Here is a 22,625-nt window from a genome sequence, read left to right on the forward strand (position 1 = left end):
CCGGTAACTTTTAAGAGACTTAACGCGCGAAAACTGGATTTCCAGTATTATTCCACCAAAGCCGCCCCAAAAATGCGCTTTTTGGGAAAGGTAGGGTGGCATTTTGGGTGCCTGAAGGTAGCCAATTTTGCTGATAAGGGCGCGGAAACAACTTCTGGAACTTTCTTTGGTTACTGTGTAATCGAAATCTGTAAATTTCACAGAGATGCGCCGGCCAGGCTGGCATCTTCCGATATTACAAGGCCATTGAACAGATGACGATTGCACAAACCGTTTCCCCCCAGAACCAAACCTGGCGTGCCTGGCATGATTTTGCAGCGATGGCCAAAGCCCATCCGGGCCGGCCGGCCCTTCGGGTGGACGGAGTGCGGTACAGCTACGGCCAACTGGCGGAGATGGTCAGTGGTTTTGCCGGTGCGATCCGCGCTGCCACATCAGCAGAACAAGCGCCGGTCACGGGGGTTTTTGCGGATCGAAGTGTCCAGTCCTATGCCGCGGTATTGGCAGCGCTGCGCTGTGGCCATGCCTATGTACCGCTGAACCCGAAATTCCCTGACAGCCGCAACCGTCTGATACTTGAACGTTCGGGTGCGTCCTGTCTGATCGCCTCGCCGCGGGCTAAAGGACGCGGCAAGGCAATTCTGGCGGCCGAGACAGAGATGACGACACAAGCAGGGGGCGGTGGCGCTCCGGCTCTGATTACTGTGGCGGATATGGTGCCGGAGCCTTTGGAACCGGCCCCGCATGACAACGGCTATGCTTATATTCTGTTCACCTCGGGCAGCACAGGGACGCCGAAAGGGGTTGCGATCCGGCATTCCAACCTTGCCGCCTATCTTGAGGCGGTTTTTGCCATGGTGCCATACAGCGCCGAGGACCGGTTCTCGCAGAATTTTGACCTGACTTTCGATTTGTCGGTGCATGACATGTTCTGCTGCTGGCGGGCGGGTGGCGAATTGATCGTCCCGAGCGTGGCGGATCTGGATGATCCGGCGGCCTATGTGAAACGGGACGGGGTGACGGCGTGGTTCTCGGTGCCGTCGCTGGCGCAGAAAATCGCCCTGCGGGGTAATCTGAACCACGAGACTCTGGCGGGATTGCGGATATCCCTGTTCTGCGGTGAAGCCTTGCCGGTGGAACTGGCGCAGAACTGGCAGGGCGCAACAGGGCAGGGGGTGGAAAACTGGTACGGCCCGACTGAGGCCACCATCGCTTGCACCCGCTACGCGCTACCTGCTGTGGGCGCGCCAGTCTCTGAACGCTTCGGACTGGCCCCGATCGGGCAGGCGTTGCCCGGAATGAAGACCCTTATCCTGCGGGAAGACGGCAGCGCGGCGCCAGTGGGGGAGACAGGCGAATTACTGGTGTCGGGGCCGCAACTGGCGGACGGTTATCTGGCAGATCCCGAAAAAACGGCCGCAGCTTTCGTGGACCTGCCGGAATTTGGCGGGCGGTATTATCGTACCGGAGATCGTGTGCTGGCCGATGAAACCGGCGCGATTTTCTTTGTGGACCGGATCGACAACCAGATTAAGATCCGGGGCTATCGTGTTGAATTGGGGGAAATAGAGGCAGAAATCCGCAACCGTGTGGACGGGCATTCCGTGGTGGTGACGCCGCTGCCGTTGAAATCCGCCACTCCGACAGCGCTGCTGGCCAGTGTAGAAGGCTGGGCGGGGGATACCCGCGCGGTGCTGGAGGATCTGAAACGCTCTTTGCCTGACTATATGGTGCCCACCGACCTGCGCAGTCTGGGACAGTTCCCCAAGAATGCCAGCGGCAAGATTGATCGCGGTGCCATTGGCACCTTGGTGACAGCCAATCCCGCCCCGGCCGCTTCGGGCCAGCCCAAACGGGTGCGCAAGCAGGTGATCGAACTGGTTCAGGCCATCAATCCGGCCATCTCCCGCGAACGGATACTGGAGGCACCCGATCTGATGGAGGCGGGGCTGGATTCCCTTGCCTTCACCGAATTCACCCTTGCGCTGGAAAAAACCTTTGGCATTGCGCTGAACCAGATGCTTGTGGCGCGGATGTCCGAAATGTCGATCCAGAATCTTGTGCCGCTGATCAAGCGCCGGATGGAAAATACTCCGATGGCGAAGAAGGGGCCAAAGGGTAAAGCGGGCAAAGGCGGCAAGGGAAAGGGCAGAGGCGTGCAGGACGTGAAAAAGACCGTCCATTACCGGGCCCGTCGTGCCGTGGAATGCGTGGACAAGTTTCCCGGTTTTGTCGCGGCAGCGCCCCACCCGCTCGCCCTGTTTATCGGGTCTTCCGGGATGATGTCGGGCACCGTGGCGCCGGTGATTGAGGCGCGGGCTGCCGAATTGGGGATGCCGGTGACGGCGGCCAATCTTGGCACCGGAAAACTGTCCAATGCGGGGACCACGGAACTGGCGGAATTTGTCCGCGATACGCTGATCGCTGCCGGGAAGCCTGTGGCCTTTGTGATCTACGAAGTGGAGCTGATGCAGATGTCTTCCCTGCCGTCAGGGCGGGAAATCGAGGTGGTAAAAGACTATCTCAAGGGGGGCTATGAGGTGGGCGAACTGCCAAGCCTCGATCCCAATAACATCTGGGATCCGGCCACCGGCGGGACCATCGGGTTAAAAGAGGGAAAGGTACTTTCGGATCCCGAAGATGTCAGTGCGCGTGAACCGGACTGGATGAAAAAACGCGCCACCGAAGTGATGGAAACCTATCTTGGCAATACGGAAATGGTGCCAGCCGAAGCGGATATTTTCCTGCGCGGGGTCGCGGCGATGAAAGAGGTTTGCGACACGGTGGTGGGTTTTGTCCATCCATTGAATGCGGATGGCATTGCAGAGACGCGCGCGGTCAATCCGGACAACAGGTTTGATCCTTTCATAAGGGATCTGGAAACCCGTGGCGGCTTTGAAATCCTGCCCCATACGGATTTTGTTCTGGCTGCTGAGGATTATCGGGACAAGAACCACGTCAACAAGGCGCGCGGTGCGGCCAGCCTGTCACGTCTGCTGGCAGAGGCCGGTGTTAAGGCTGTGAAAAACAAGGCGTAGTTTTCTGGGGTCGGCCGGTTCCAGTGTGCATCTTGCGACCGGGACCGCGGTTTTGCGGTCTTCACGGCGGCTTCACGCTCAGGTGAAAATAAATTTACTTTTGCGCGGAACTTCTCGCCCGATGGTTCGTTGTTTCTTCATCAAGGGCCCGGGGGAACACTGGGCTGAAACTGTGAAGGAGAAACCCGTGAAACATTTTATGATGACGACCGCGACTGCATTGATTCTGGGCACCACCGCATATGGCGAAGCCCACATGGCAGCCTTTCCTGAAATGACATTTGATGCCACACAGAACCTCAACGCGTCCGAGTTGATCGGCAAGCGGGTTTATGTGAGCGAAGCTGAAATGGACAAGGACATGACCGTGTCCGAAGGTGGCGAAAAAGAATGGGACGACATTGGTGAAATCAATGAAATCGTTCTGAACCGTAACGGCGAAGTTGCTTCTGTGATTGTTGGCGTTGGCGGTCTGGCCGGTATCGGTGAAAAAGACGTGGCAATCGACATGTCCCAACTGCAGTTCGTGACCGAAGAAGGTGACGATGCAGACGATTACTTCCTCGTTGTGAACGCCAGCGTTGCAGCAGTGGGCGATGCCCCGGCATATGAATCCAATGCCCGCAACATGGATGAAAACATGGACGAAGAAGCGGCCATGAAGAAAGACAAAGACGCACAAAATGATGTAGCGGTAAACGACGAACCCCGCGCAGACATCATGGCGCCAACTGTAGAGCGTGACGGGTACCAGCCTGTGGTTTCCAATGACCTGACAGCCGAAGACCTGACAGGTGCCCGCGTTTACGGTGTAAATGACGAAGATGTTGGCGAAATCAGCGAGCTGATCCTGACAGACGACGGTAAAGTTGAAAAAGCTGTTATCGACGTAGGTGGTTTCCTGGGCATTGGCGAAAAGCCGGTTGCTGTTGAAATGGGCGAACTGACCATTATCCGCAACGATGCCGGTGACGACCTGCGTGTCTACATCGACAGCACTGAGGAATCCCTTGAGGGCCGCGCCGAATACGAAGGGTAAGCCCTCTGTCACAAAGGTGCATAGCGCGGTTCATAGGACCGTGCGGGGGTCGGGCGTTACGCCCGGCCCTTTTTTTGAACCTGTATTTTGAACGTGAGTTAACAATTAACAGCAGACGGTAAAAGGATTTTCCCAGATGAACCAGCCGCAGGCAGACCAGCAGCAGATCACCAACCGGATACTCGGGGCGATTTTATTGGTGCTGTGTTTTGCGGTACTGTATGTGGCCAAGGATCTGGTGCTGCCCCTCGTGCTCGGGGTGCTGCTGGCGCTGACGCTCAGCCCGTTTGTGCGGGCGGTCGGGCGGCTTGGTGTGCCGGTGCCTGTGGCGGCAATTCTCGCCACTTTTGGGCTGGCCGCGCTGGCGGTCGCCGGTGTGGCGATGCTCGGCGGGGCAGTGACGAGCTGGTTTGACGATATTCCCCGCATTACCGAAGAGGTGAAATACAAGCTGCGTGACCTGTCCCATACGCTTCAGACGGTGAAGGAAGCCTCTGAGCAGGTGGGCAATGTCACCAGTGGCGGGGCCACTGAAGAAACCGAAAAAGTGGTCGTGCAACAGCCCGGCCTGATCACGGCGGCGGTCAGCAGTCTGGCGGAATTTTCCACCTCTCTGGTGGTGGGGCTGATCCTTGCGCTGTTCCTGCTGTCTTCGGGGAACATGTATTACCTCAAGATTGTGCAGGCGCTGCCCCGCAGCAGTGACAAGGAGCGCGCCCTGCGGATCATTCACGACATCGAGCGGCGGATGTCCTACTACCTGCTGGCAATCACCACGATTAACGCAGGATTGGGCCTGTCGGTTGCAGGGGCGATGTATCTGGTGGGGGTCCCTTACCCGCTGGTTTGGGGACTGGCAGCCTTTGCGCTGAACTTTCTGCCCTACCTTGGCGGGGCGCTTGGCACACTTGGGGTAGCGGCGTTTTCTTTGGTGACATTTGACAGCATCTCCTATGCGATGGTGGCGCCTGCGATCTATTTTACCCTGACCAGTCTGGAGGCACAGTTCATCACGCCGGTCCTGCTGGGAATACGGATGCAGATGAACACAGTTGCGGTGTTTGTGTCGGTGATCTTCTGGGCCTGGCTCTGGGGGATACCGGGAGCGCTGATTGCCGTGCCTATTCTGGCAGTGATCAAAACCGTTTGCGACCATATCGACGGGCTGTCCACCTTCGGGAATTTTCTGTCGGTTGCAGCAGATCCCATCGACCACGAAACCGCCTGCGAGGACGCCCCCGATCCGGAGCAGACCTAGGGCGCTTAAAATCCCGCAGAAACGCCGCTTTGCAGGGACAGGCCGCGGTCGGGGTAGTATTTCAGCCGTGTGCGCATCTGTAGCGCCCGATCGGTTTTCGGGGAGGGGCTGTGCAGGCCAAGTCCCACATCTGTATAGATAAAGCCCGCCGAACTGCTGGAGCGGTTTTCCACGTCCAGCAGGGCGGAATTGATCTGTGTGCGGGTCCGCGCCACACTCCGCCCGAGCCCCATTCCGAACCGCGAAGAGAGTCTTTGTGAATGGCGCTTGTTCCAGATCACGCCGGTCTCAAGCTCTCCTCCGTGGCTGGTAAAGCGGATTGTCGTCGGGTCTTTCAGAATGCCTGCCCCTTCGGGCAGGACATAGCGGCTTTTGCCGTAAAACAGGCTTGCCCCCGCATGCAGGGACAATGCCCCGCCAAGGGGCTGTTCAACCTGCGCCCCGAGCCGGATCTGGCGGGACTTTTTTGCGCTGTACGGGGTTCCGCTGTCCGGCGAGAGCGTGTCTTCGCCAATATCCACCACCAGCCCGCCAGCCGCGGGTGGCGCTGCGGCGGATCGGGCGACGGATTTCGGTGTGGGCGTGAAAAATTGCTCTGCGGTGGCTTGCAGGGCAGAGGGGATGAAAAACATGTCATCCTGCCCGTAGCCGAGCGTGAAAGAATGCTTTGGCGGCGGGGCCGCCCCACAGGCCGTCAGCAGCGTCAGCAACAGCCCGAAAGAAAACAGATAAGATGCGGCAGATCGGGCATTATGCAATTGATTTCCCGATACCGAACTTAATAAGTTATCCAAGGGGATTCCCGTTAAAATGGAATTGAATGTTACAAAGGTAAGTTATCATGGTGCGTATTATAGCGAAATCGGAATTTGGCGCGGCGATTGATGCCGGTTATCTGGAACAGGCGCTGCCTGAAATGGAGAGCATTTACGGCGATCTGTTCGGCGCTCTGGGCTGGGCCATGGATTCAGGGCTTGCTCCGGTCAGTCTGACCGCTTCGGAAATCCGCCTGTCGGGAAATGCCTACGGCTCTATTGATTTTGAAATTGTGGCATCGGGTTCTGGTATTTCGCCGGTCAGCAGCATTGACGAACTGGACGATGCGCTGACAGACGGGATGGCCACGGGGACATTCAACAAGATCAGCTTCAAAGCCACCAAAGACGCAGGCTATCCGGGGGATAGCGCCTATGACGACGAAGAATTCCTGACCGTTGATATTGCTAAATCCGGCTATACCCTGACCTCGGGCGCGCAGGTGATTTCCATCACCGGCTCTGTGATTACCAGCCTTGAAGAACTCAGCGGCGTGGCTGAACTGGCCGAAGGGCTCTCCGAGTATGACAGCCTGTCTGCCAGCGAACGGTCCTTCCTGCTGAGCAAACTTGCAGATTACGGCATCACCGGCTTTAGCATTGCCAGCGAAGGTGTTGAAATACTGGCCTTTGACGCAACAACGACAGCCATCTCGATCAGCGTGCTGGGCTATAAATACCAGTTGAACGGCAGCTTCCCGACCGATTTCGGCGGTGCCGTCCCGATGCTGATGGAAGTGACCGATTTCGTTGGAAACGGCGGCCGGCTGAAATTCAATGACATTGCCGGCTTCAGCGTCAACAACATCCGTGTTTTCAACCCCGACGGGGAAGTGATCCTGAAGTCCAAAGGCAAACTTGGCAATACAGACACCATTGGCGATGCCATCCTGAAATTCGACGGCACACTTATCAAGAACCTGATGGTGGGGGAAAACGGGTCGAACGAACTGGGGTACGGGTATGTTCCGAATGATTTCCTGACCGGCGCGGGGGGTAAGGACCATATCTTTGGTCTGGCAGGGCACGACAGCCTGGCCGGCGGCGCTGGCAATGATTTCCTGTATGGGGGCAGCGGCAATGATGTTTTGCACGGGGGCGCGGGAAATGACCTGCTGAACCCCGGTGACAACCTGTCCTACGACCAGATCATCAGCTCTGCCGGCGATGATACGATGGTCTTTTCAGATATGCTGACCGGCTATGTGGATCTGACTTATTCCGCCGAATCCAAAGGGATCACAGCCTTTATCGACGGAAACGCAGGCACCGGCACAGTGGTCAAGAAAAGCGGCACCGATACGCTGGTGGATGTGGATGTGCCAATGCAGGCCGCCTATATGCCCCAAGGGATCGGCGGTTTCGGGCTGATCGGCACGCAGTTTGCTGACAGTTTCACGGCAACGGTTGCAAAAAACGGCTGGATGTCTGTCTTTGGCGGCGCTGGCACCGACAGTTTTGATCTGACCATTGAAAGTGGATCAATCCTGCGCCTGTCATTTGACAGCGGATTTCTCGGCGGGACCGACGGTGCCGATGTGGATGTCGCGGGGGGTATCATCAATAACGACGGCTACGACAATTACGAGCGTCTTAGCGTGACCTCCAACGGTGGGCTTCTGGAACTGCAGGGGACGATTTACAATGACCGTCTGGTGGGCAGTAACATTGATGAACGTTTCATTCTGCTGAGCGGGGATGATTATGCCGATGGCGCGGGTGGCGTGGATCTGGTGCGCTATGACCGTTCCGGCGTGGAATATGTGGATGCCCATTTGGGCAAGAACAAAGCCACGGGTATCTGGAACGGGGTGGAGTTCACCCATAAAATCAAAAACATGGAAGACCTGCGCGGTTCGCGGGACGGCGATGACAAGCTGATCGGCAACGGCAAGGCCAATGAAATCCGCGGCCGGGGCGGTGATGACAAGCTGATCGGCAAAGGCGGCAAAGATGACCTGCGCGGTGAAGCCGGTGATGATCTGCTCAACGGCGGCGGTGGCCGCGACAGGCTGACCGGCGGCAGCGGCGATGACGTGCTGATGGGCAAGAAGGGCAATGACACGTTTGTCTTCAATGGCTCTGCGAATGAAGGCCGCGACACCATTCGCGATTTCAAGAACAATAAGGATATGCTGGAAATCTCGGACACCAGTTTTGCCGAGCTGAGCATCAAGAAATCCGGCGGCGGCTCCGATACGCTGATCAGTCTTGAAAGCGGCACAGAAATCCTGCTGGAAGGCGTCTCCAAATCCCAAATCGACGCGGGTGATTTCGACTTCGTCTAAGACCGCGAACTATTAAAAACATAAGGGGGCCGCAGTGTGAAACTGCGGCCCCCTTTTTTTTCATCGAGGACTGATGCTGTAACCGCCCCCCCGACGCGGTTATTCAAGCGTGACATTACCGAACAGATCGTGAGGAGGTTTATCCCCTGTCAGGTATTTTCAATGTTTGCAGATATAGCCGTAAATCTTTCCAGCACGATATCCACACGACCCTCGGGGCCTCTGATGTTGCCGGCCACAAAATCCTCGAAGTCATAATGCTGTCGTAAGACTCCGAATTGTTCGGCGATGAAGCTTTTGATCTCATTCCCAGAACGATCGATTTCGTTTACCAGCTTCTCTCGCCCATCAACAACCAAGAGGATGTCTTCGACATCACGGCTCATAAGGAGGTCGTCTTCCCCGCGGCTCAGAAAGGCGTCCAGCTTAGTCGCGATGAAAATCTCTGGTCGTAAATGTTTGATCACTAATTGGTCGTTCAGAGGATAGGTCAGAGCTGTCTTGATGCCCTGCGGGTACCAACGATTACTAAAGCCAAGGATATTGCCATCGTCGGGCATGAAGTCGACCTTGAGATCACCCAACCGCATCCGGCAAATGACTTGATCCTCATGGTTTTCCGAAAATCCCCTTTCCCGCAGATATTCCAGAAGCTGCACCCACTCTCCGTAGCCAGACAGGTTTATGGCCAGATCCACATCATCCGTTGCGCGGACGTCTTCCAGAGTTACCGGATCTATGATGAACAGTGCCGTAGTGCAGCCGCCCACAAAAACACACCGCTCACGCAGGTCAGGCCCGATCGCTTGGGCGACCGTTTCAAGCATCTCTCGCAGTTGTCCCAGCACATTGGTCATCGGCTCAAGATCTCCTCTGATAAACGGTCTGCGGCTAGTTTGAATTCCCGCTGCCGGCCCAATCTCATGGCATCGATGAGGGCAAGATATTCGTACAGACGTTCGTCCTCCTGCACAGCAAAAGGGACCGACTTGAAAAGAGGTTCAACTGATTGCCCGAGATCTTTCCCATGGGCATAGGGCCACACACAAAGATGCTCTCCACCAGAAATCAGGAGGCTGTCCAGCATGGGAGCGGCAAAGCCGGTCGGGAGACCCCGCGTTAAACCGCCCGGCTTGACTGGAAACACAAACTTCAGCCCGTGACTGATGAAATTGCACAGATCACGTCGGTTCGGCTTTGGCCTGTCAAATTCGCGGTCCTTGATGGCAAGGCCAGAGGCGTAACATCGGTTGATCGAAGTGCTTACCTCCGACTTGCTGATGCCAAGAGACGCGCCTAATCCCCTCACAGAGTAGACATCCTTGCCCAGTGATTGGCCAAGCTTCTCAGCCTCCTGAAGGCTCGCCAGTTTGAGCAGGATGACGATGTCCTGGCTTTTCATTATACACTCGCAATTTGTCCTAAGTCCGTGGACTAAGGCCACTTAAGCATGAACATACTTTGGAAACAACCCGTTTGAATGCTGGGCCCGAGGGGGCGGTGGATTTGGATACATTTTGCCAAGAACCCTATTCAGACGTACACTGTGGGGGTTCGCTTAAACCCTGGAGCCGCCAAAATGACGAAGAACACCCCGACAGAGAAGTCAGCACAGGCTGGCCAAGATGGCACCCAGCCAGCGGAGCCCCGACTGGCAACAGGGCAGGATTTCTACCGAGCCTTTGCGCATGATGGCCCCCCCGGATGAGATTTCCCTTTTGCCGAGGAAAAAGGTAATCCAAAAGCGCAGATCGTTTCCAGAGTTCGACACAACCGACTGATCTGCCGGTTAAAATGGAGCACCTCAACGCATGCGGACGGACCCATATCTCAACGGGTATCAAACAGGTCACAATCTCTGGAAAGAAGAAGACCGAGCTGTAACAAGGCGACGAGGCCAGGCCAGGGAGCATCGGTCATAACGTAACAGCCACATTAGTGACGGCTTGAATTAAGTCAACGCGTCTTCTGTACCTGTAGCGGTTTAATGGCGCTCCCCTGGTTGACGCTTTCTTTCCTGAATAGCCTATAGAGATTGAGCTCTCTATATCTTCCCGTTGCAAATAGAACCGTTCATGTGATTGTCTCGATCAGGATAGCGGATTGGGCTTGTAGCTGTAACATTGATTACTTGCTGAGCCCTAGCAGTCGAGAGCCCGCGTGTGCCGCTTACAAGGCCATAACTTTCCTGTGTTCGGGTGCTCTGATGCCCCAAAGCTTGGGCGATCATTTCCGAATCAAAATGGCCAGCAGTTTTCATATCCGCGGCGAAGGCATGTCGAAACACGTAAGGGGTTACATTGTGTCTTAAACGTGGAAATGCGGCCTTCCCGATCCGTGTTACCAACTTGCCAAGACTTGCCGAAATCCGGCGGTGGCGCTCGGTGGTCGGCAGGTGAGCGCCACTTTCCGAGAGAGACGGGGAGGGCAGGGTGAGGCGCATGCGTGGTTGTTCAGCTAGATTGAGTGCGTCCATGAGCCATTGGCCTTCGGGGGCGGCACAGTTAAACTTTATGCTCCGAAAGTTTTGGCCCTTTCCGGCTAGCTCCCCGGTCATGGGCTGCATGGTTTTTGCACCTGCGATCGTGATTGATAAACATGTGCTACCCTCCGGTCTGCTTTGAAGAAGAAGATCAACGCCGAGCTCTTCCGAAAATTCCGCTGGACGACATCCCGTGAGCATCAAAGCAGCAATAAAGGCGCGGCGATGATCATCAATGTAGGAATCCCTTAAGGTGGTCATCCAGAAATGGTTGCGCCAGTCATAGTCTGGTCTGGCATTCATTTTGCGGCGAGCATGCTGGTTGAGCGCGGTTAATGTGTTTTTGACGGAGCGGTGCCCTTTACGAGATGTTTTGGGGTCGGCTTGCTTATCAATGAGGCTTTGGTGTTGTGAAAGTTTTGTATGGAAAGGGTCGGGCGGCACCTGAAGGAGAAAATGCACAGCTATCTTAAATTGGTGGCGATCTTCTTCGGAAAGAGGCGCGTTCGCGTTTTCGATCTGTGTGCAAACATCAGCTGAATGGAACCGTTCGATGGCTTCGACAAATGCCTTATAAGTACCTGTATCCCTCTCTAATTTAGTTAACTTCTCCTTCCAATAGATTGGAGCGAATTGTAATATGTCACGAGACGCAAGCCGAACGAGTGCGGATCGGTCTGCTTGACGACTGTTACGTGTTGGCCAGTCATTCATCCTTAACCGCTCAAGAAATTTTGCAAAAGGATCGCGCTTATGATGCGCACGGGCGAGAGCTGCAGCGCGCCTCTCATACTTTTGCCAGGTTCCGCTAATGGCCAGGTCTTCCGGTGAAAAAACGGCACTGGTCTGACAAGCCAGTTCGTAGGCTTTGAAGCTGTCGCGAACCGTGAGGGGCTGTTCTTCTGGTATGGAAGGAGGGTCCGCACCAAGGAACTTGAAGATGTCCTCCGGTTCACTTTGGCTTATGGGAAATAATGTCATTGGAATGAACTCCTTAATAAAATCGAGACTACATTCAGGGCCTATGAGGCATCCGGATGTAGAGCCATTGTTCGAGACGTGGGCAGTAATGTGGGTGATGGGGGCCGTAGTCCTCACCCTCCAAAGGAGGGTGAGGACTACTCATCGTCGAAGTTTTCTACGTCACGCCGGACTTCAAGAAGACACAGGATGATGGGCTCGTCAAAAACGTCAGTAGTGGGCACGAGGGTCACAATTAAACGTGCAACAGAGAGGTCCACATAACCGGAAATTTTCTTCCGCCTCGAAGGGGCATCCGTGTACAGTTTCAGATCGAAATCACACCTTTTAAGAAGTGGTTTCAGGCCAGAAATCTGGCATTGATATTGATCCTGTAAATTTCCATTTATGTCTTTGTGTCGTCTATTGGCGACAGAGACATGTATTTTCTTACAGTACCCGTCCAGTTGGATGACGCCCTGCCAAACGAGGTGTTTCGTATTATCTCTGCGTTGTAGAACACAAGAGTAATACGGTTTGTCGAGCCCCATCAGACTCATTTTTGCAATCTCGCGAAGAGTGTTGCTACGGGCCTGTTGCCCAAGATTTCTGGAATTGTTTTGTGTCGTCATAAGTTGCTCCTTGTTGGTGGAAACCATGTAAGGAGCAAAGGTTAATTTGGATTGAAAACAGGACGCTGAACGTCATTTCGAAATGGGGACGGGGTGTGTTGAGGTGGAGTAATCCCCCGTAAACCACTCGGGTTTGGAGCTTAGAGGCGCCCCACCTTATCGGGCCTAGATATCAGACCCTTATAGTTCGAACACATCGCATCGGCCCAGTGCGGCATACTCTGCATATTCTATAGTTAGGAAATGGAACGTCTAACGCCGTATTACTTCGTGTAACCCACCTTTTTGGCCAGCGGGAAATTGATCCGTTCGGCCATTTTGCGATAGGGGGCGTTTTCGTCGGATTTCCAGCTTTCGGAAGGTCTGATTTCGATATGGGTGGCCCGCTTTTCCAGCACTTCTTCATTGGCAGGGGGGAAGAGGTGATTGCGTTCCCAAGAGATGTCCGCCTCGGTCTCCGACGTGAAGAAATCGGTGCCCACCTTCAAGCCGGCCCAGGTCTGGATGTCTTCGATTGTCTGGCGCGGGGTGCTGGCCAGGTCTTCGTAGCGTAGTTGCAGGAAAGGCGCATCGCTGCCCTGTTGAAAGGCTTCCATCCGGCGCACGCGGTTGCTCCAGTTGCGCGCCCGCTGTTGCAGGGTCTCTTTCTTTTGCACCCGTTTGGCCCAGCTGGCATTCACCGCACGGGGATCGCGCAGCAGGTTCAGCGTATAAAGCGAGATTTCGGGGATCAGGCTGAGAGAGAGCGCCACATCGGGGGCTTTGGAACTGTCAATCAGCGCGGCCCCGCCCGCTTGCCGCGCGGCGGTTGCATAGAGATCGCCAAGCAGGGTCAGATATTCTGCGTTTTCCTGCCGGATCAGATCCCGCACCGCAGCGTCTTCCCAGCCGCTGTTCTGTGTGGCAAAGGTTTTGAAAGCGGGAGCGCCGGTTTTCAAACGCTCAAAGACATCGGCCCCGTGCCGGTCTGTCATTTCGGTCGCAAACGGCCCCCAATAGGCGCACTCCTGTATCGGCTGATGGCAGGCACAGGTCTCGTTGCGTTTCAAGGCGAGCGGCAGGTGGCGGATCTGTCCGAGATTGAAACAGTCGTCGTTCTGGGAGAGCAACTGGGACAGGAAGGTGCTGCCGGAGCGGCCGGCCCCTGCGATATAGACAACTTTGGTAGACATGACAGCTTGCTCTCTGGAAAAGGGGTCAGGATTATCGGGTTACAGGTTCAACAGATCACGGTGATAGCGGTTCAGCAGCAACAGGCCGAGCGCCAGCGTGATCAGTCCGAAGCATAGCACATAAGGGACCGAGACATAACTCGCTTCATAGGTGGGATAAAATCCCCGTCGCATCAGACCAGTGATATGGGCCACCGGATTGAACCACAGGATGTCGCGGAACTGGGACGGAATATCTTCCATTATGAAGAAGATGCAGGACATAATGAACATGGGCGTGGTGATAATGCTCCAGAGTGTGCCCCACATGGGAAACCGCGTGATCAGGTAGCAGTTCAGACAGCCCACCCCAAGCCCGAGCAGCGCGGCCAGCGCAAAAGCGGTGATGATGGTGGGCAGATCGAGAATGGTTTCAATCCGAAACAGCATGATAATCAAAGAGAACAGCAGATAGGACACGGCGATCTGGGTCACAACATTCAACAGGAACCGCGCGATAATCGCATCCGTATAGCGCACGCCCGGATAGCGTAGCAGCGGCTTGGAGAAGCTCAGCGCATTGGACAGTTTGCCCGAGAGCTGCATGTAAAGTTGAAAGGGCATCATCGCGCTGGCGTAAAACAGCCCGAAACTGGTGCCAAGCGAGGGGCTGCGCAGGGCGGCGGAAAACACGAAGGTCATCAGGGTGATCGCGGCCACAGGCTCCATCACCGCCCAGAAATACCCCCCCGGCGTGCGCCCGTAGGTGGTCGACATTTCGCGCAGGATCAACGCCAGAATCGTGCGGGGCGTCTTCAGCCGGCGGGGTTTGAGCGGTGCGGCTGGTGCGGGGATTTCACTGGAGGACATGGCGCGGGGATATATTCCATCAGGGCAGGGCTTGGGGCGGAATTCGTACTTGGGTTTATGGCCAAGCACAGGTAAACAATCAAACATAAATTTACGCGGGCGCGAGGGCGGCATTTGGAAGATCGGAACAACAGGGATGCAGAGTCTGACGATGCATCACAGGATGATCAGAACGCAGACGATCAAAACGGGGGCGGGAATAACAAACCCAAGAAACAACGGCGCCAGATCAAGAAACTGAAGCAGGAACTGCGCGAGGTGCAAAAAGCCCCGCCCACCGTTGTGGTGGCGGATGTTGCACCGCGGGCCAGAATGAAGAAACGCCATTACGGCGTTCTGCTGATCTTTCTGTTTTTCGTGGTGCTGCCGTCGGCCGGGGTCTTTTGGTATCTCTACGAACGGGCGGCGGATCAATATGCTTCGCGGATCGGCTTTGTGGTGCATACCGAAGACACCAGTGCCGTGACAGATGTGCTGGGCGGGGCGATCCAACTGGGCAGTGGCGGCTCCAAGGATACGGATATTCTGTATGAATTCATCCGCAGCCAGCAGCTTGTCTCTCTGGTGGATCAGAAACTGGATTTGCGCAGCCTTTATGCCAAACCGCAGAATGATCCGGTCTTTGCCTTCCAGCAGGATGGCACGATCGAGGATCTGCTGGACTACTGGTCCAGAATGGTGCGGGTCTATTATGATGTGGACACCCAGTTGATCGAATTGCGGGTGCAGGCCTTTGATCCGGATGATGCTTATAACATCGCCCAGGAGATTTTCGCCCAGAGCACCGTACTGGTCAACCGGCTGTCAGCGGTGGCGCGGGAAGACACGCTGCGCTATGCCCGCGAGGAACTGCAAACCGCCGAAGACCAGCTCAAAGCGGCCCGTCAGGCGCTGACACGGTTCCGCAATGAAACCCAGATCGTCGATCCTTCGGCGGATGTGCAGGGGCAGATGGGGCTGTTGAATACGCTTCAGGCGCAACTGGCGGCAGCATTGATTGATCAGGACATCCTGCGCGACACCACACGGGACAATGATCCCCGTATGGTGCAGGCCGCCCGCAAGATCGAGGTGATCCGCAAACGCATTGCCGAAGAACGCCAGACCTTTGGCCTGAGCGGTGACGGTGGCGGCAGTAATTCCGAAGAATTCAACGCGTTGCTGGCCCAGTTTGAAGCACTGACCGTGGATCGGGAGTTTGCCGAGAAAGCCTGGCTTGCGGCCCGTTCCGCCTATGACGGCGCGGTGATCGAAGCCAACCGCCAGAGCCGCTATCTTGCGGCTTATGTGGGGCCGACCCGTGCGGAAAAGGCGCAATATCCCGAACGGATCATGCTCTGGGTGATGACGACACTGGTGCTGTTTTTGGCCTGGTCGATCCTGACCCTGATCGGCTATTCCATCAAAGACCGCAGGTAGGTCCTGATGATCCGTCTGGAGGGGCTGAACAAAACCTTCATCATGCGGGGCCGCCGCAAGGTGATTGCAAACGATATGAATATCGTTTTTCCCAAAGGCGTGTCTGTGGCTCTGCTCGGGCGTAACGGGGCGGGGAAATCCTCGCTACTGGCGATGATCTCGGGGTTTCTTGCCCCTGACAGCGGCAAGATCCATATCGACGGCACGCTCAGCTGGCCGGTGGGCTTTGCTGGCAGTTTCCACAAGGATCTGACCGGCGCGCAGAACATCCGCTTCATTGCGCGGGTTTACGGTGTGGATACGGACGGTCTGATTGATTTCGTGCGGGATTTTGCCGAACTCGGCCCCCATTTCGACCTGCCGGTGCGCACCTATTCCTCGGGGATGAAATCGCGCCTGTCTTTCGGGGTCTCTATGGGGGTGCGGTTTGACACCTATTTGGTGGATGAAGTCACAGCCGTTGGCGATGCGGATTTCAAAAAGAAAAGCCGCGCGGTGTTTATGGAACGGATGAACGCCAGCGGTTCGATTTTTGTCACTCACTCCATGGGGGCGGTGCATAATTTCTGCGAAGCCGTGGCCGTGCTCGAAAAAGGCAAGCTGACCTATTACGATGACGTAGAAGAGGGCATTGCCGCCCATCAGGAAAACATGGGCGGCGACGAGGATGACGATTAAAGGAAGCCCATGATGCATTCCGGTCTGAGCAATTCCGATCTGGTGGAACTGACCGCGTTTCGCCGGTTGTTGCACCGTTACCCTGAAATCTCTGGCGAGGAATGGGAAACTGCGGCGCGGATTGTGGCCGCGCTTGAGCCGCTTTCCCCCAGCCGCATTCTGACAGGTCTTGGTGGCCACGGGGTGGCGGCGGCGTTTGACAGCGGTGTGGCGGGGCCAACGGTGCTGTTTCGCGCCGAACTCGACGCATTACCGATACAGGAAATAAACGATCTGGAGTGGGTGTCACAGGTTCCGGGCAAGGGGCATCTGTGCGGCCATGACGGGCATATGACCATTCTGTTGGCGCTCGGGCGTTTGTTGTCCCGCCATCCTGTGGCGCGGGGCCGTGTGGTTCTGATGTTCCAGCCTTCCGAAGAAGACGGCGCCGGTGCGCGGGCGGTGGTGGCCGATCCGCCCCGACTGGGCCTTTGCCATCCATCTGGAACCGGGGCGGCCTTTCGGCTTAGTTGCGACACGGGCCGGGCTGATGAATTGCGCCTCTCAGGGGTTGGCGATCCGCTTGCAGGGCAAAACCGCCCATGCGGCCAATCCCGAAGACGGGGTGTCCCCCGCGCTGGCGGTGGCAGAGCTGATCCCCGCGATTGATGCTTTGGGGCAGGGGGGGGATCTGGACGATAGTTTCCGGCTGGCCACGCTGACCCATGTGAATATCGGTGAAGCCACCTTTGGCATCGCCCCTGCGGATGCGCTGATCCATGTGACCTTGCGGGCCACGCAGGACACGGCATTGGCGGATATGGCGACACAGGCCCGCGCATTGGCAGAGGGCGCGGCGGCGCGGGCGGGCCTTTCGGTGGATTTTGCGGTCTGTGATGCTTTTGCAGCGACCGTGAACGATCCCGCCGCCGTGGATGTGGCCGCGGCTGCAATGGAGGCCCTTGGCGTCGATCATGGTCCGGAGGGACTGCCGATGCGCGCCTCCGAGGATTTCGGTGTCTTTGGCTGGGGGGCAAAAGCGGCGATGTTGTGCCTTGGGCCGGGGGAGGATTATGCCGCGTTGCACAATCCCGATTACGACTTTCCCGACGATATTATCCCGCTGGGGGCCGCTATTTTCGAGCGGATCACACGGGACCTTCTTGGATCAGGCTAGGCCCGCCTGATCCGGAATTTTTCTAGAATGCCGTGTTGCCGGCGCGGATTGTGCTGGTGAACAGGCCAATGATAGTTTCTGCCAGTACAACAGGGCTTTCTGTGACCATTACAGTGTCTTCGGGGTGGATCAGAAACCGGTCTGCACTGAACAGCCCGTCTGCTTTGGTCAGATCCACTGAGAAGATCACCCGCTGGTGGTCGGGCCCGCCGCTGCGCACCGCAGAGGCAGGGTATTCCCGCAGGATCAGGATGCCTTTGGGATCGGCACGGCCTTCCCGCAGCCCGCCAATCATCGACATGGCATCAAGGGCGGAAATCACCTCGCGGTCAAAGGGTACGATGGCTTCGGTGGCCGAAGCCCCGAGCGAGCGGAAGAACCGATCGTCGCTGGAGACAATCACTTTGTCGCGCCCGCGCAGAACCGTATCAAGGGTCGGGTTTTCGTAAAGACGTTTCAGCGCGATCTGATAAACCCTGCCGCCCCTTGTCAGCGAGACCTGCGGATTGTCCAGCCCGTCCGCAACACCGCCCCCCTGTGAGATCAGGCCAAGCACGGTCATCCGCCCGTCCGGATCATTCAGCGGATAGCTGCCCGGCTGGGACACGCCCCCCACCAGATCCACCGAATGGCGCGATCCCGGTGTGACCGCCAGCTGGACCTGTGCCGAAGGAATGATCTGTTCCATCTGGCGCTGGATTTTTTGGCGTGCCGCATCCGCCGAAAGCCCTGCAATGTGGATTTTCTCAAGGTAGGGCATGAAGATCGTGCCGCTGCGGGACACGAGCATATCTTCAAGCGTTGTGCTTTTCTGGTCGGGACTGGTCAGAAGGGAGTTCACTTCACTGTCCCAGATCGTCAGGCGGACCATATCACCGGGGGCAATCGCCACGCTGGTGGCCCCGCCGCCGCGCAGCCAGTGCCGCTCTGCGCTGGTATCGCTTGGCCAGCGTTCAATCTGGGGCAGCAGGTTTTTCGTGACCTGATAGACCGCAAATTCTGCCGGTTCGTTTTTGTTCTGTTTGGTCAATTCCCGTTGCAAAGGTGCGCCACGCGGCAGCGAACAAGCGACCACGATTCCCAAAACGGCCCCCAGTAAAATCAGTTTTTTTATCGGGGAAAACAGTCGTTGGGACATGTTTCTTCCTTAAGTGGGGGTAGGCGAACGGCACCTATTTGCAACAGCTTGGCAAGATACTGGCTTGGGGCATCAGGTCAACTGATGTTTTTCCCTGTCTTGCAAGGTTTAAGAGAGGTGCGGCAGATTTGTTTTGAGTCTGTTGTCCTCTGCGCGTAAAAGCGGGTAACGCAGGGCCTTCGTAAGAAAAAAAGGGTGGAAATAACGTGAGCAGCAAGTTGGCAATCATGCGGATGACAAATGTGCTGTGTCTGGGGGTCGGCCTGTCCGGTGTGGTCGCGTTTCCGGCACTGGCGCAGGTTGCTTCTGAACCCTCCACCAACCTGTTCGGCTCTTCCGGTCTGATCGATATGCCCAGTGCCGAGCATCAGAAACCCGGCCAGATCACCACCAGTGTTGCAGGTTACAGCGGGTCTACGCGCACCACGCTGACCTTCCAGATCACGCCACGGATTTCCGGTTCGTTCCGCTATTCCACCATCGACGGCTATAACTCGGTGGGGCGCGACACCCGCTATGACCGCAGTTTTGACATCCGCTACAGGGTCTTTGACGAGAGCGATTTTGTGCCTGCCGTGACCATCGGTTTGCAGGATTTTGCCGGCACAGGGGTCTTTTCGGGCGAATATATCGTTGCCACCAAGACCCTGCATCCCAGCCTGAAAGCGACTGCGGGCATTGGCTGGGGACGGCTTGGCGGGCGCAAGGGGTATCTCGGACGCACCATCAACATCGGCAAGGGCGGGGTGCCGGATGCGGGCAACTGGTTCCGCGGGCCGGTGCAGCCCTTTGGCGGTCTGGAATGGAACACGCCGATTGAGGGTCTGCGCCTGAAAGCGGAATATTCCTCGGATGCCTATGCGGTTGAGGTCAATCAGGGTGTTTACGAACGGAAATCCTCGGCCAATTTCGGTCTGGAGTATGATTACAACGAAGCGGTGAAATTCGGGGCTTATTATCTGAACGGCAACCAGTTCGCGCTGATGGCCTCGCTCAGCTTCAATCCCAATGATCCCCCTGCGCCAAGCGGTCTGGAATCCGCGCCGCTGCCGGTGCTGGTGCGCAAGCCCCTGACGGGCGGTGCGACCCGCTATGCGGACAACTGGTCGGCTGATCCGGCTTCGCCGCGGATCATTCGCGGGCAGGTCCGCCCGCTGCTGGAGGCAAACCAGCTTGAAATGGAGGGGCTTGAGGTCACTTCCACCTCGGCCACGCTTTACCTGCTCAACAAGACATTCATCGCCCCCGCCGAAGCGGTGGGCCGTGCCGCACGCGCCCTGTCCCGCGGTTTGCCGGGCAGTATTGAAACCTTCAATATCGTGCTGGTCGAACAGGATCTGCCGGTGACACGCGTGACGATGCAGCGGCGCGATGTGGAATCCCTGTCCTATGACCCTTATGGTGCGGAGAAACTGCACCAGCGCAGCACGATCGCCAGCGGTCCGGCCCGCCGGCCCGAAGGACTGGTCTATGAAGACGGGCGCTACCCCCGTTTCAAATGGAGCATTACCCCGAGCGTGCGCAGCAGCTTCTTTGATCCGGATGCCCCGATCCGTATTGATCTGGGCGTGCGCGCCAAGGCCAGCTATACCATCGCGCCCGGCTTCACCCTGAGCGGATCGATAAACAAACCGCTTGTGGGCAACCTCGGGAACATCAAACGGGCTGGTGGTGCCAATCCCAAAGTGCCCCGCGTGCGGTCCTATGCAGCGCGTTACTACAGCGAGGGCGACCCCGCGCTGGAGCGACTGACAGCGGATTATCTGTTCAAACTGCACCCTGATGTCTACGGGCGGATTTCTGCGGGCTATCTGGAATTCATGTATGGCGGTGTCTCGTCAGAGATCCTGTGGAAACCGGCCAACAGCAAGCTCGCGCTCGGGGCAGAACTGAACTACGTCAAGCAACGGGAATTCGAGCAGCGCTTCGGGTTTCGCGACTATGATGTGCTAACGGGCCATGTGTCGGCCTATTACGATATGGACAACGGCTTTACCGCACAGCTGGATGCGGGGCGTTATCTGGCGGGCGATATTGGTGCCACTTTCGGGCTGAACCGGACCTTTAACAACGGCTGGGTTGTGGGGGCTTTCTTTACCCTGACCGACATCCCGTTTGAGGACTTTGGCGAGGGTAGTTTTGACAAGGGCATCACCCTGTCGATCCCCTTCTCCTGGGGCATCGGGCGCCCGTCGCGCAACACCATCGACACGCAGATCCGTCCGCTCACACGGGACGGCGGGGCACGTCTGAAAGTGGAAAACCGGCTTTACGGCATTGTGTCCAAAGCGGACGGCCGCGCGGTCTCTGAAACCTTCGGAAGGGTCTGGCGATGACTTTCATGACTGTAAAAACCCTGCGGCCGCTGGTCTGCGGGGTGGGACTCGCGCTGGTGCTGGTGGCCTGCGGGTCGGATAAATCCGCATTGGAACTGACCGAGATTACCAAACGGCTGGGCCAGCGGGCGATGAACGACAAAGCCGCAGTCGCCGCGAGCCAGCAAGCCGTATTGCAGGTCAGCCGCGCGGATGTGGAGGCTGCAGGCGTTCCGCTTTTGCGGGTGCGGATAGAAGGCACAGGGGCGATGTCGACCCTTGCCGAAGTGGATCGGCAGGGGGCTTACAGCACTTATATGACCGGAGATGGCATTGCCCTGCTGTTTCGCGGCGGCGTTCTTGTGGGAACGCGGGGTCTGGGTGTTGACCTGATGGGATTATCCTCACCCGGGCTGGCGGCTGCAATCAAGGCCGGTAAATCCACCCGCGCCTACCGCTATCTTGATGGCGACGAACAACTGGCCACGGTTGAAATGTCCTGCCTTGTGACCTCCTCGGCCCATGGTCCCGTTACCATACTGGATCGCAGCTACGGGGTGACGCAGGTGAAGGAATGGTGTCAGGGCGAAGCGCTGGACGGGAAAAAGCTGGCATTCGAGAACTTTTACTGGGTCGAATCAGGCAGCGGGAAGGTGCGCCAGTCCCGCCAGTTTATCTCGGAAAAATTCGGCCGCGCCGAGATCGAAGTGCTCAACCACCGCTAGAGAGCCCTTAAAACCCGCTGCTCCGGGAGCCTATGGGATAAAGATGTGACACTGCGGCCTTCTGCACTATATCCAACGCAGGGGTCGCCCCTGTAAGCCTTTGACCTGACCGGTGTCCTTTGATAGGGTCGCCTCACAGGTCACGACAGGATCCTATTGGTATTAAGGAAGATAAAAATGAAACTCGCAAAATGCATCGCATCCGCTGCTGTTCTGGGCATGGCGTCCACTGCTGCTGTTGCGCAAACTGAAACTGCTGTTGCAACAACGACAGCGACAACAACAACTGTTACCACAACCACACTGGTTGGCGGTCTGACCGTTGGCACAGTTGTCGCCGGCGCAGTCGTTGGCGCGATTGTTCTGGCAGCTGCTCTGGATGACGGCGGCACCGGCACAACAACAACAACACTGCCTTAAGTCTTTTTCAGACTTGAGATGTGAAAGGCGGGCTACAAAAAGCCCGCCTTTTTTATAGCCGAACCCGTAGCAGAAATATTTAACATAAGAAATATTACGCGCCGTGAGCTCACAGGGGGGGTGGATTCACAAACGAAGTGCAAATTCTGTACGAATACAGAGAGTTGCATGGAGTATGAAGAATGGGAACCCACTACTGTCACCTGAAGCTGGACGAACGACGCAAGCTTGCAAAGTGGCT

The 22,625-nt window shown here is 56.7% G+C and carries 17 protein-coding genes and 1 pseudogene; 10 read left to right on the plus strand and 8 right to left on the minus strand.

Annotated elements, in window-relative coordinates:
* Nucleotides 1-254: 254 nt before the first annotated feature.
* The 3 genes from BFV97_RS14705 to BFV97_RS14715 all read left to right on the plus strand — a co-directional run bounded on the left by BFV97_RS14705 (nt 255) and on the right by BFV97_RS14715 (nt 5,335).
* Nucleotides 255-3,038 (plus strand): non-ribosomal peptide synthetase, encoded by a 2,784-nt coding sequence (locus BFV97_RS14705; RefSeq protein ID WP_069301158.1) that lies wholly within the window; start codon nt 255-257, stop codon nt 3,036-3,038.
* A gap of 187 nt (nt 3,039-3,225) precedes the next feature.
* Complete coding sequence (locus BFV97_RS14710; protein WP_069301170.1) at nt 3,226-4,077, plus strand: PRC-barrel domain-containing protein; 852 nt, start codon at nt 3,226-3,228, stop codon at nt 4,075-4,077.
* Between the two features lie 136 nt (nt 4,078-4,213).
* Nucleotides 4,214-5,335 carry an AI-2E family transporter gene (locus BFV97_RS14715; protein WP_069301159.1) on the plus strand — a complete coding sequence of 374 codons (1,122 nt, stop codon included), beginning with the start codon at nt 4,214-4,216 and terminating at the stop codon, nt 5,333-5,335.
* A gap of 5 nt (nt 5,336-5,340) precedes the next feature.
* Here BFV97_RS14715 and BFV97_RS14720 read toward each other — a convergent pair whose 3' ends face one another.
* Nucleotides 5,341-6,093: a hypothetical protein gene (locus BFV97_RS14720; protein ID WP_069301160.1), complete on the minus strand. Its 753-nt coding sequence runs from the start codon at nt 6,091-6,093 to the stop codon at nt 5,341-5,343.
* An 83-nt stretch (nt 6,094-6,176) separates the two neighbouring features.
* Here BFV97_RS14720 and BFV97_RS18795 point away from each other — a divergent pair, with 83 nt between their 5' ends.
* Nucleotides 6,177-8,438 carry a calcium-binding protein gene (locus BFV97_RS18795; protein WP_069301161.1) on the plus strand — a complete coding sequence of 754 codons (2,262 nt, stop codon included), beginning with the start codon at nt 6,177-6,179 and terminating at the stop codon, nt 8,436-8,438.
* Between the two features lie 149 nt (nt 8,439-8,587).
* On the opposite strand, the gene BFV97_RS14730 is transcribed toward BFV97_RS18795, so the two are convergent.
* The 6 genes from BFV97_RS14730 to BFV97_RS14755 form a co-directional block, all read right to left on the minus strand.
* The gene (locus BFV97_RS14730) at nt 8,588-9,295 is read right to left on the minus strand and encodes a hypothetical protein (protein WP_069301162.1); all 708 of its coding nucleotides are present in this window, start codon (nt 9,293-9,295) and stop codon (nt 8,588-8,590) included.
* Complete coding sequence (locus BFV97_RS14735; RefSeq protein ID WP_069301163.1) at nt 9,292-9,840, minus strand: hypothetical protein; 549 nt, start codon at nt 9,838-9,840, stop codon at nt 9,292-9,294. The genes BFV97_RS14730 and BFV97_RS14735 overlap by 4 nt, the downstream gene beginning before the upstream one ends.
* Before the next feature lie 642 nt (nt 9,841-10,482).
* Nucleotides 10,483-11,901, minus strand: coding sequence for a site-specific integrase (locus BFV97_RS14740; RefSeq protein ID WP_069301164.1), 1,419 nt, complete (start codon nt 11,899-11,901; stop codon nt 10,483-10,485).
* Nucleotides 11,902-12,038: 137 nt separating this feature from the next.
* Complete coding sequence (locus BFV97_RS14745; protein ID WP_069301165.1) at nt 12,039-12,512, minus strand: hypothetical protein; 474 nt, start codon at nt 12,510-12,512, stop codon at nt 12,039-12,041.
* A 263-nt stretch (nt 12,513-12,775) separates the two neighbouring features.
* Complete coding sequence (locus BFV97_RS14750; RefSeq protein ID WP_069301166.1) at nt 12,776-13,684, minus strand: sulfotransferase; 909 nt, start codon at nt 13,682-13,684, stop codon at nt 12,776-12,778.
* 39 nt (nt 13,685-13,723) lie between these two features.
* Nucleotides 13,724-14,533 (minus strand): ABC transporter permease, encoded by an 810-nt coding sequence (locus BFV97_RS14755; protein WP_083225666.1) that lies wholly within the window; start codon nt 14,531-14,533, stop codon nt 13,724-13,726.
* A 114-nt stretch (nt 14,534-14,647) separates the two neighbouring features.
* On the opposite strand from BFV97_RS14755, the gene BFV97_RS14760 reads away from it, so the two are divergent.
* The 3 genes and pseudogenes from BFV97_RS14760 to BFV97_RS14770 all read left to right on the plus strand — a co-directional run bounded on the left by BFV97_RS14760 (nt 14,648) and on the right by BFV97_RS14770 (nt 17,786).
* A complete protein-coding gene (locus tag BFV97_RS14760; protein ID WP_245667760.1) occupies nt 14,648-15,952 on the plus strand; it encodes a KpsE/RkpR family capsule polysaccharide export protein in 1,305 nt (434 codons plus the stop codon).
* 6 nt (nt 15,953-15,958) lie between these two features.
* Nucleotides 15,959-16,630 (plus strand): ABC transporter ATP-binding protein, encoded by a 672-nt coding sequence (locus BFV97_RS14765; protein ID WP_069301167.1) that lies wholly within the window; start codon nt 15,959-15,961, stop codon nt 16,628-16,630.
* A 12-nt stretch (nt 16,631-16,642) separates the two neighbouring features.
* Nucleotides 16,643-17,786: pseudogene (locus BFV97_RS14770) on the plus strand (amidohydrolase).
* Nucleotides 17,787-17,808: 22 nt separating this feature from the next.
* Here the strand turns inward: BFV97_RS14770 and BFV97_RS14775 are convergent.
* The gene (locus BFV97_RS14775; protein ID WP_083225667.1) at nt 17,809-18,924 is read right to left on the minus strand and encodes a polysaccharide biosynthesis/export family protein; all 1,116 of its coding nucleotides are present in this window, start codon (nt 18,922-18,924) and stop codon (nt 17,809-17,811) included.
* Between the two features lie 206 nt (nt 18,925-19,130).
* Between BFV97_RS14775 and BFV97_RS14780 the strand changes: the two genes are divergently transcribed.
* The 3 genes from BFV97_RS14780 to BFV97_RS14790 all read left to right on the plus strand — a co-directional run bounded on the left by BFV97_RS14780 (nt 19,131) and on the right by BFV97_RS14790 (nt 22,384).
* Nucleotides 19,131-21,260, plus strand: a complete 2,130-nt coding sequence (locus BFV97_RS14780) for a YjbH domain-containing protein (protein ID WP_083225668.1) — start codon at nt 19,131-19,133, stop codon at nt 21,258-21,260.
* Complete coding sequence (locus BFV97_RS14785; RefSeq protein WP_069301168.1) at nt 21,257-21,964, plus strand: YjbF family lipoprotein; 708 nt, start codon at nt 21,257-21,259, stop codon at nt 21,962-21,964. The genes BFV97_RS14780 and BFV97_RS14785 overlap by 4 nt, the downstream gene beginning before the upstream one ends.
* Before the next feature lie 177 nt (nt 21,965-22,141).
* Nucleotides 22,142-22,384 carry a hypothetical protein gene (locus tag BFV97_RS14790; RefSeq protein WP_069301169.1) on the plus strand — a complete coding sequence of 81 codons (243 nt, stop codon included), beginning with the start codon at nt 22,142-22,144 and terminating at the stop codon, nt 22,382-22,384.
* The last annotated feature ends 241 nt before the right edge of the window (nt 22,385-22,625 follow it).

Source organism: Neptunicoccus sediminis, assembly GCF_001719615.1.
Taxonomy (GTDB): Bacteria; Pseudomonadota; Alphaproteobacteria; order Rhodobacterales; family Rhodobacteraceae; genus Amylibacter; species Amylibacter sediminis.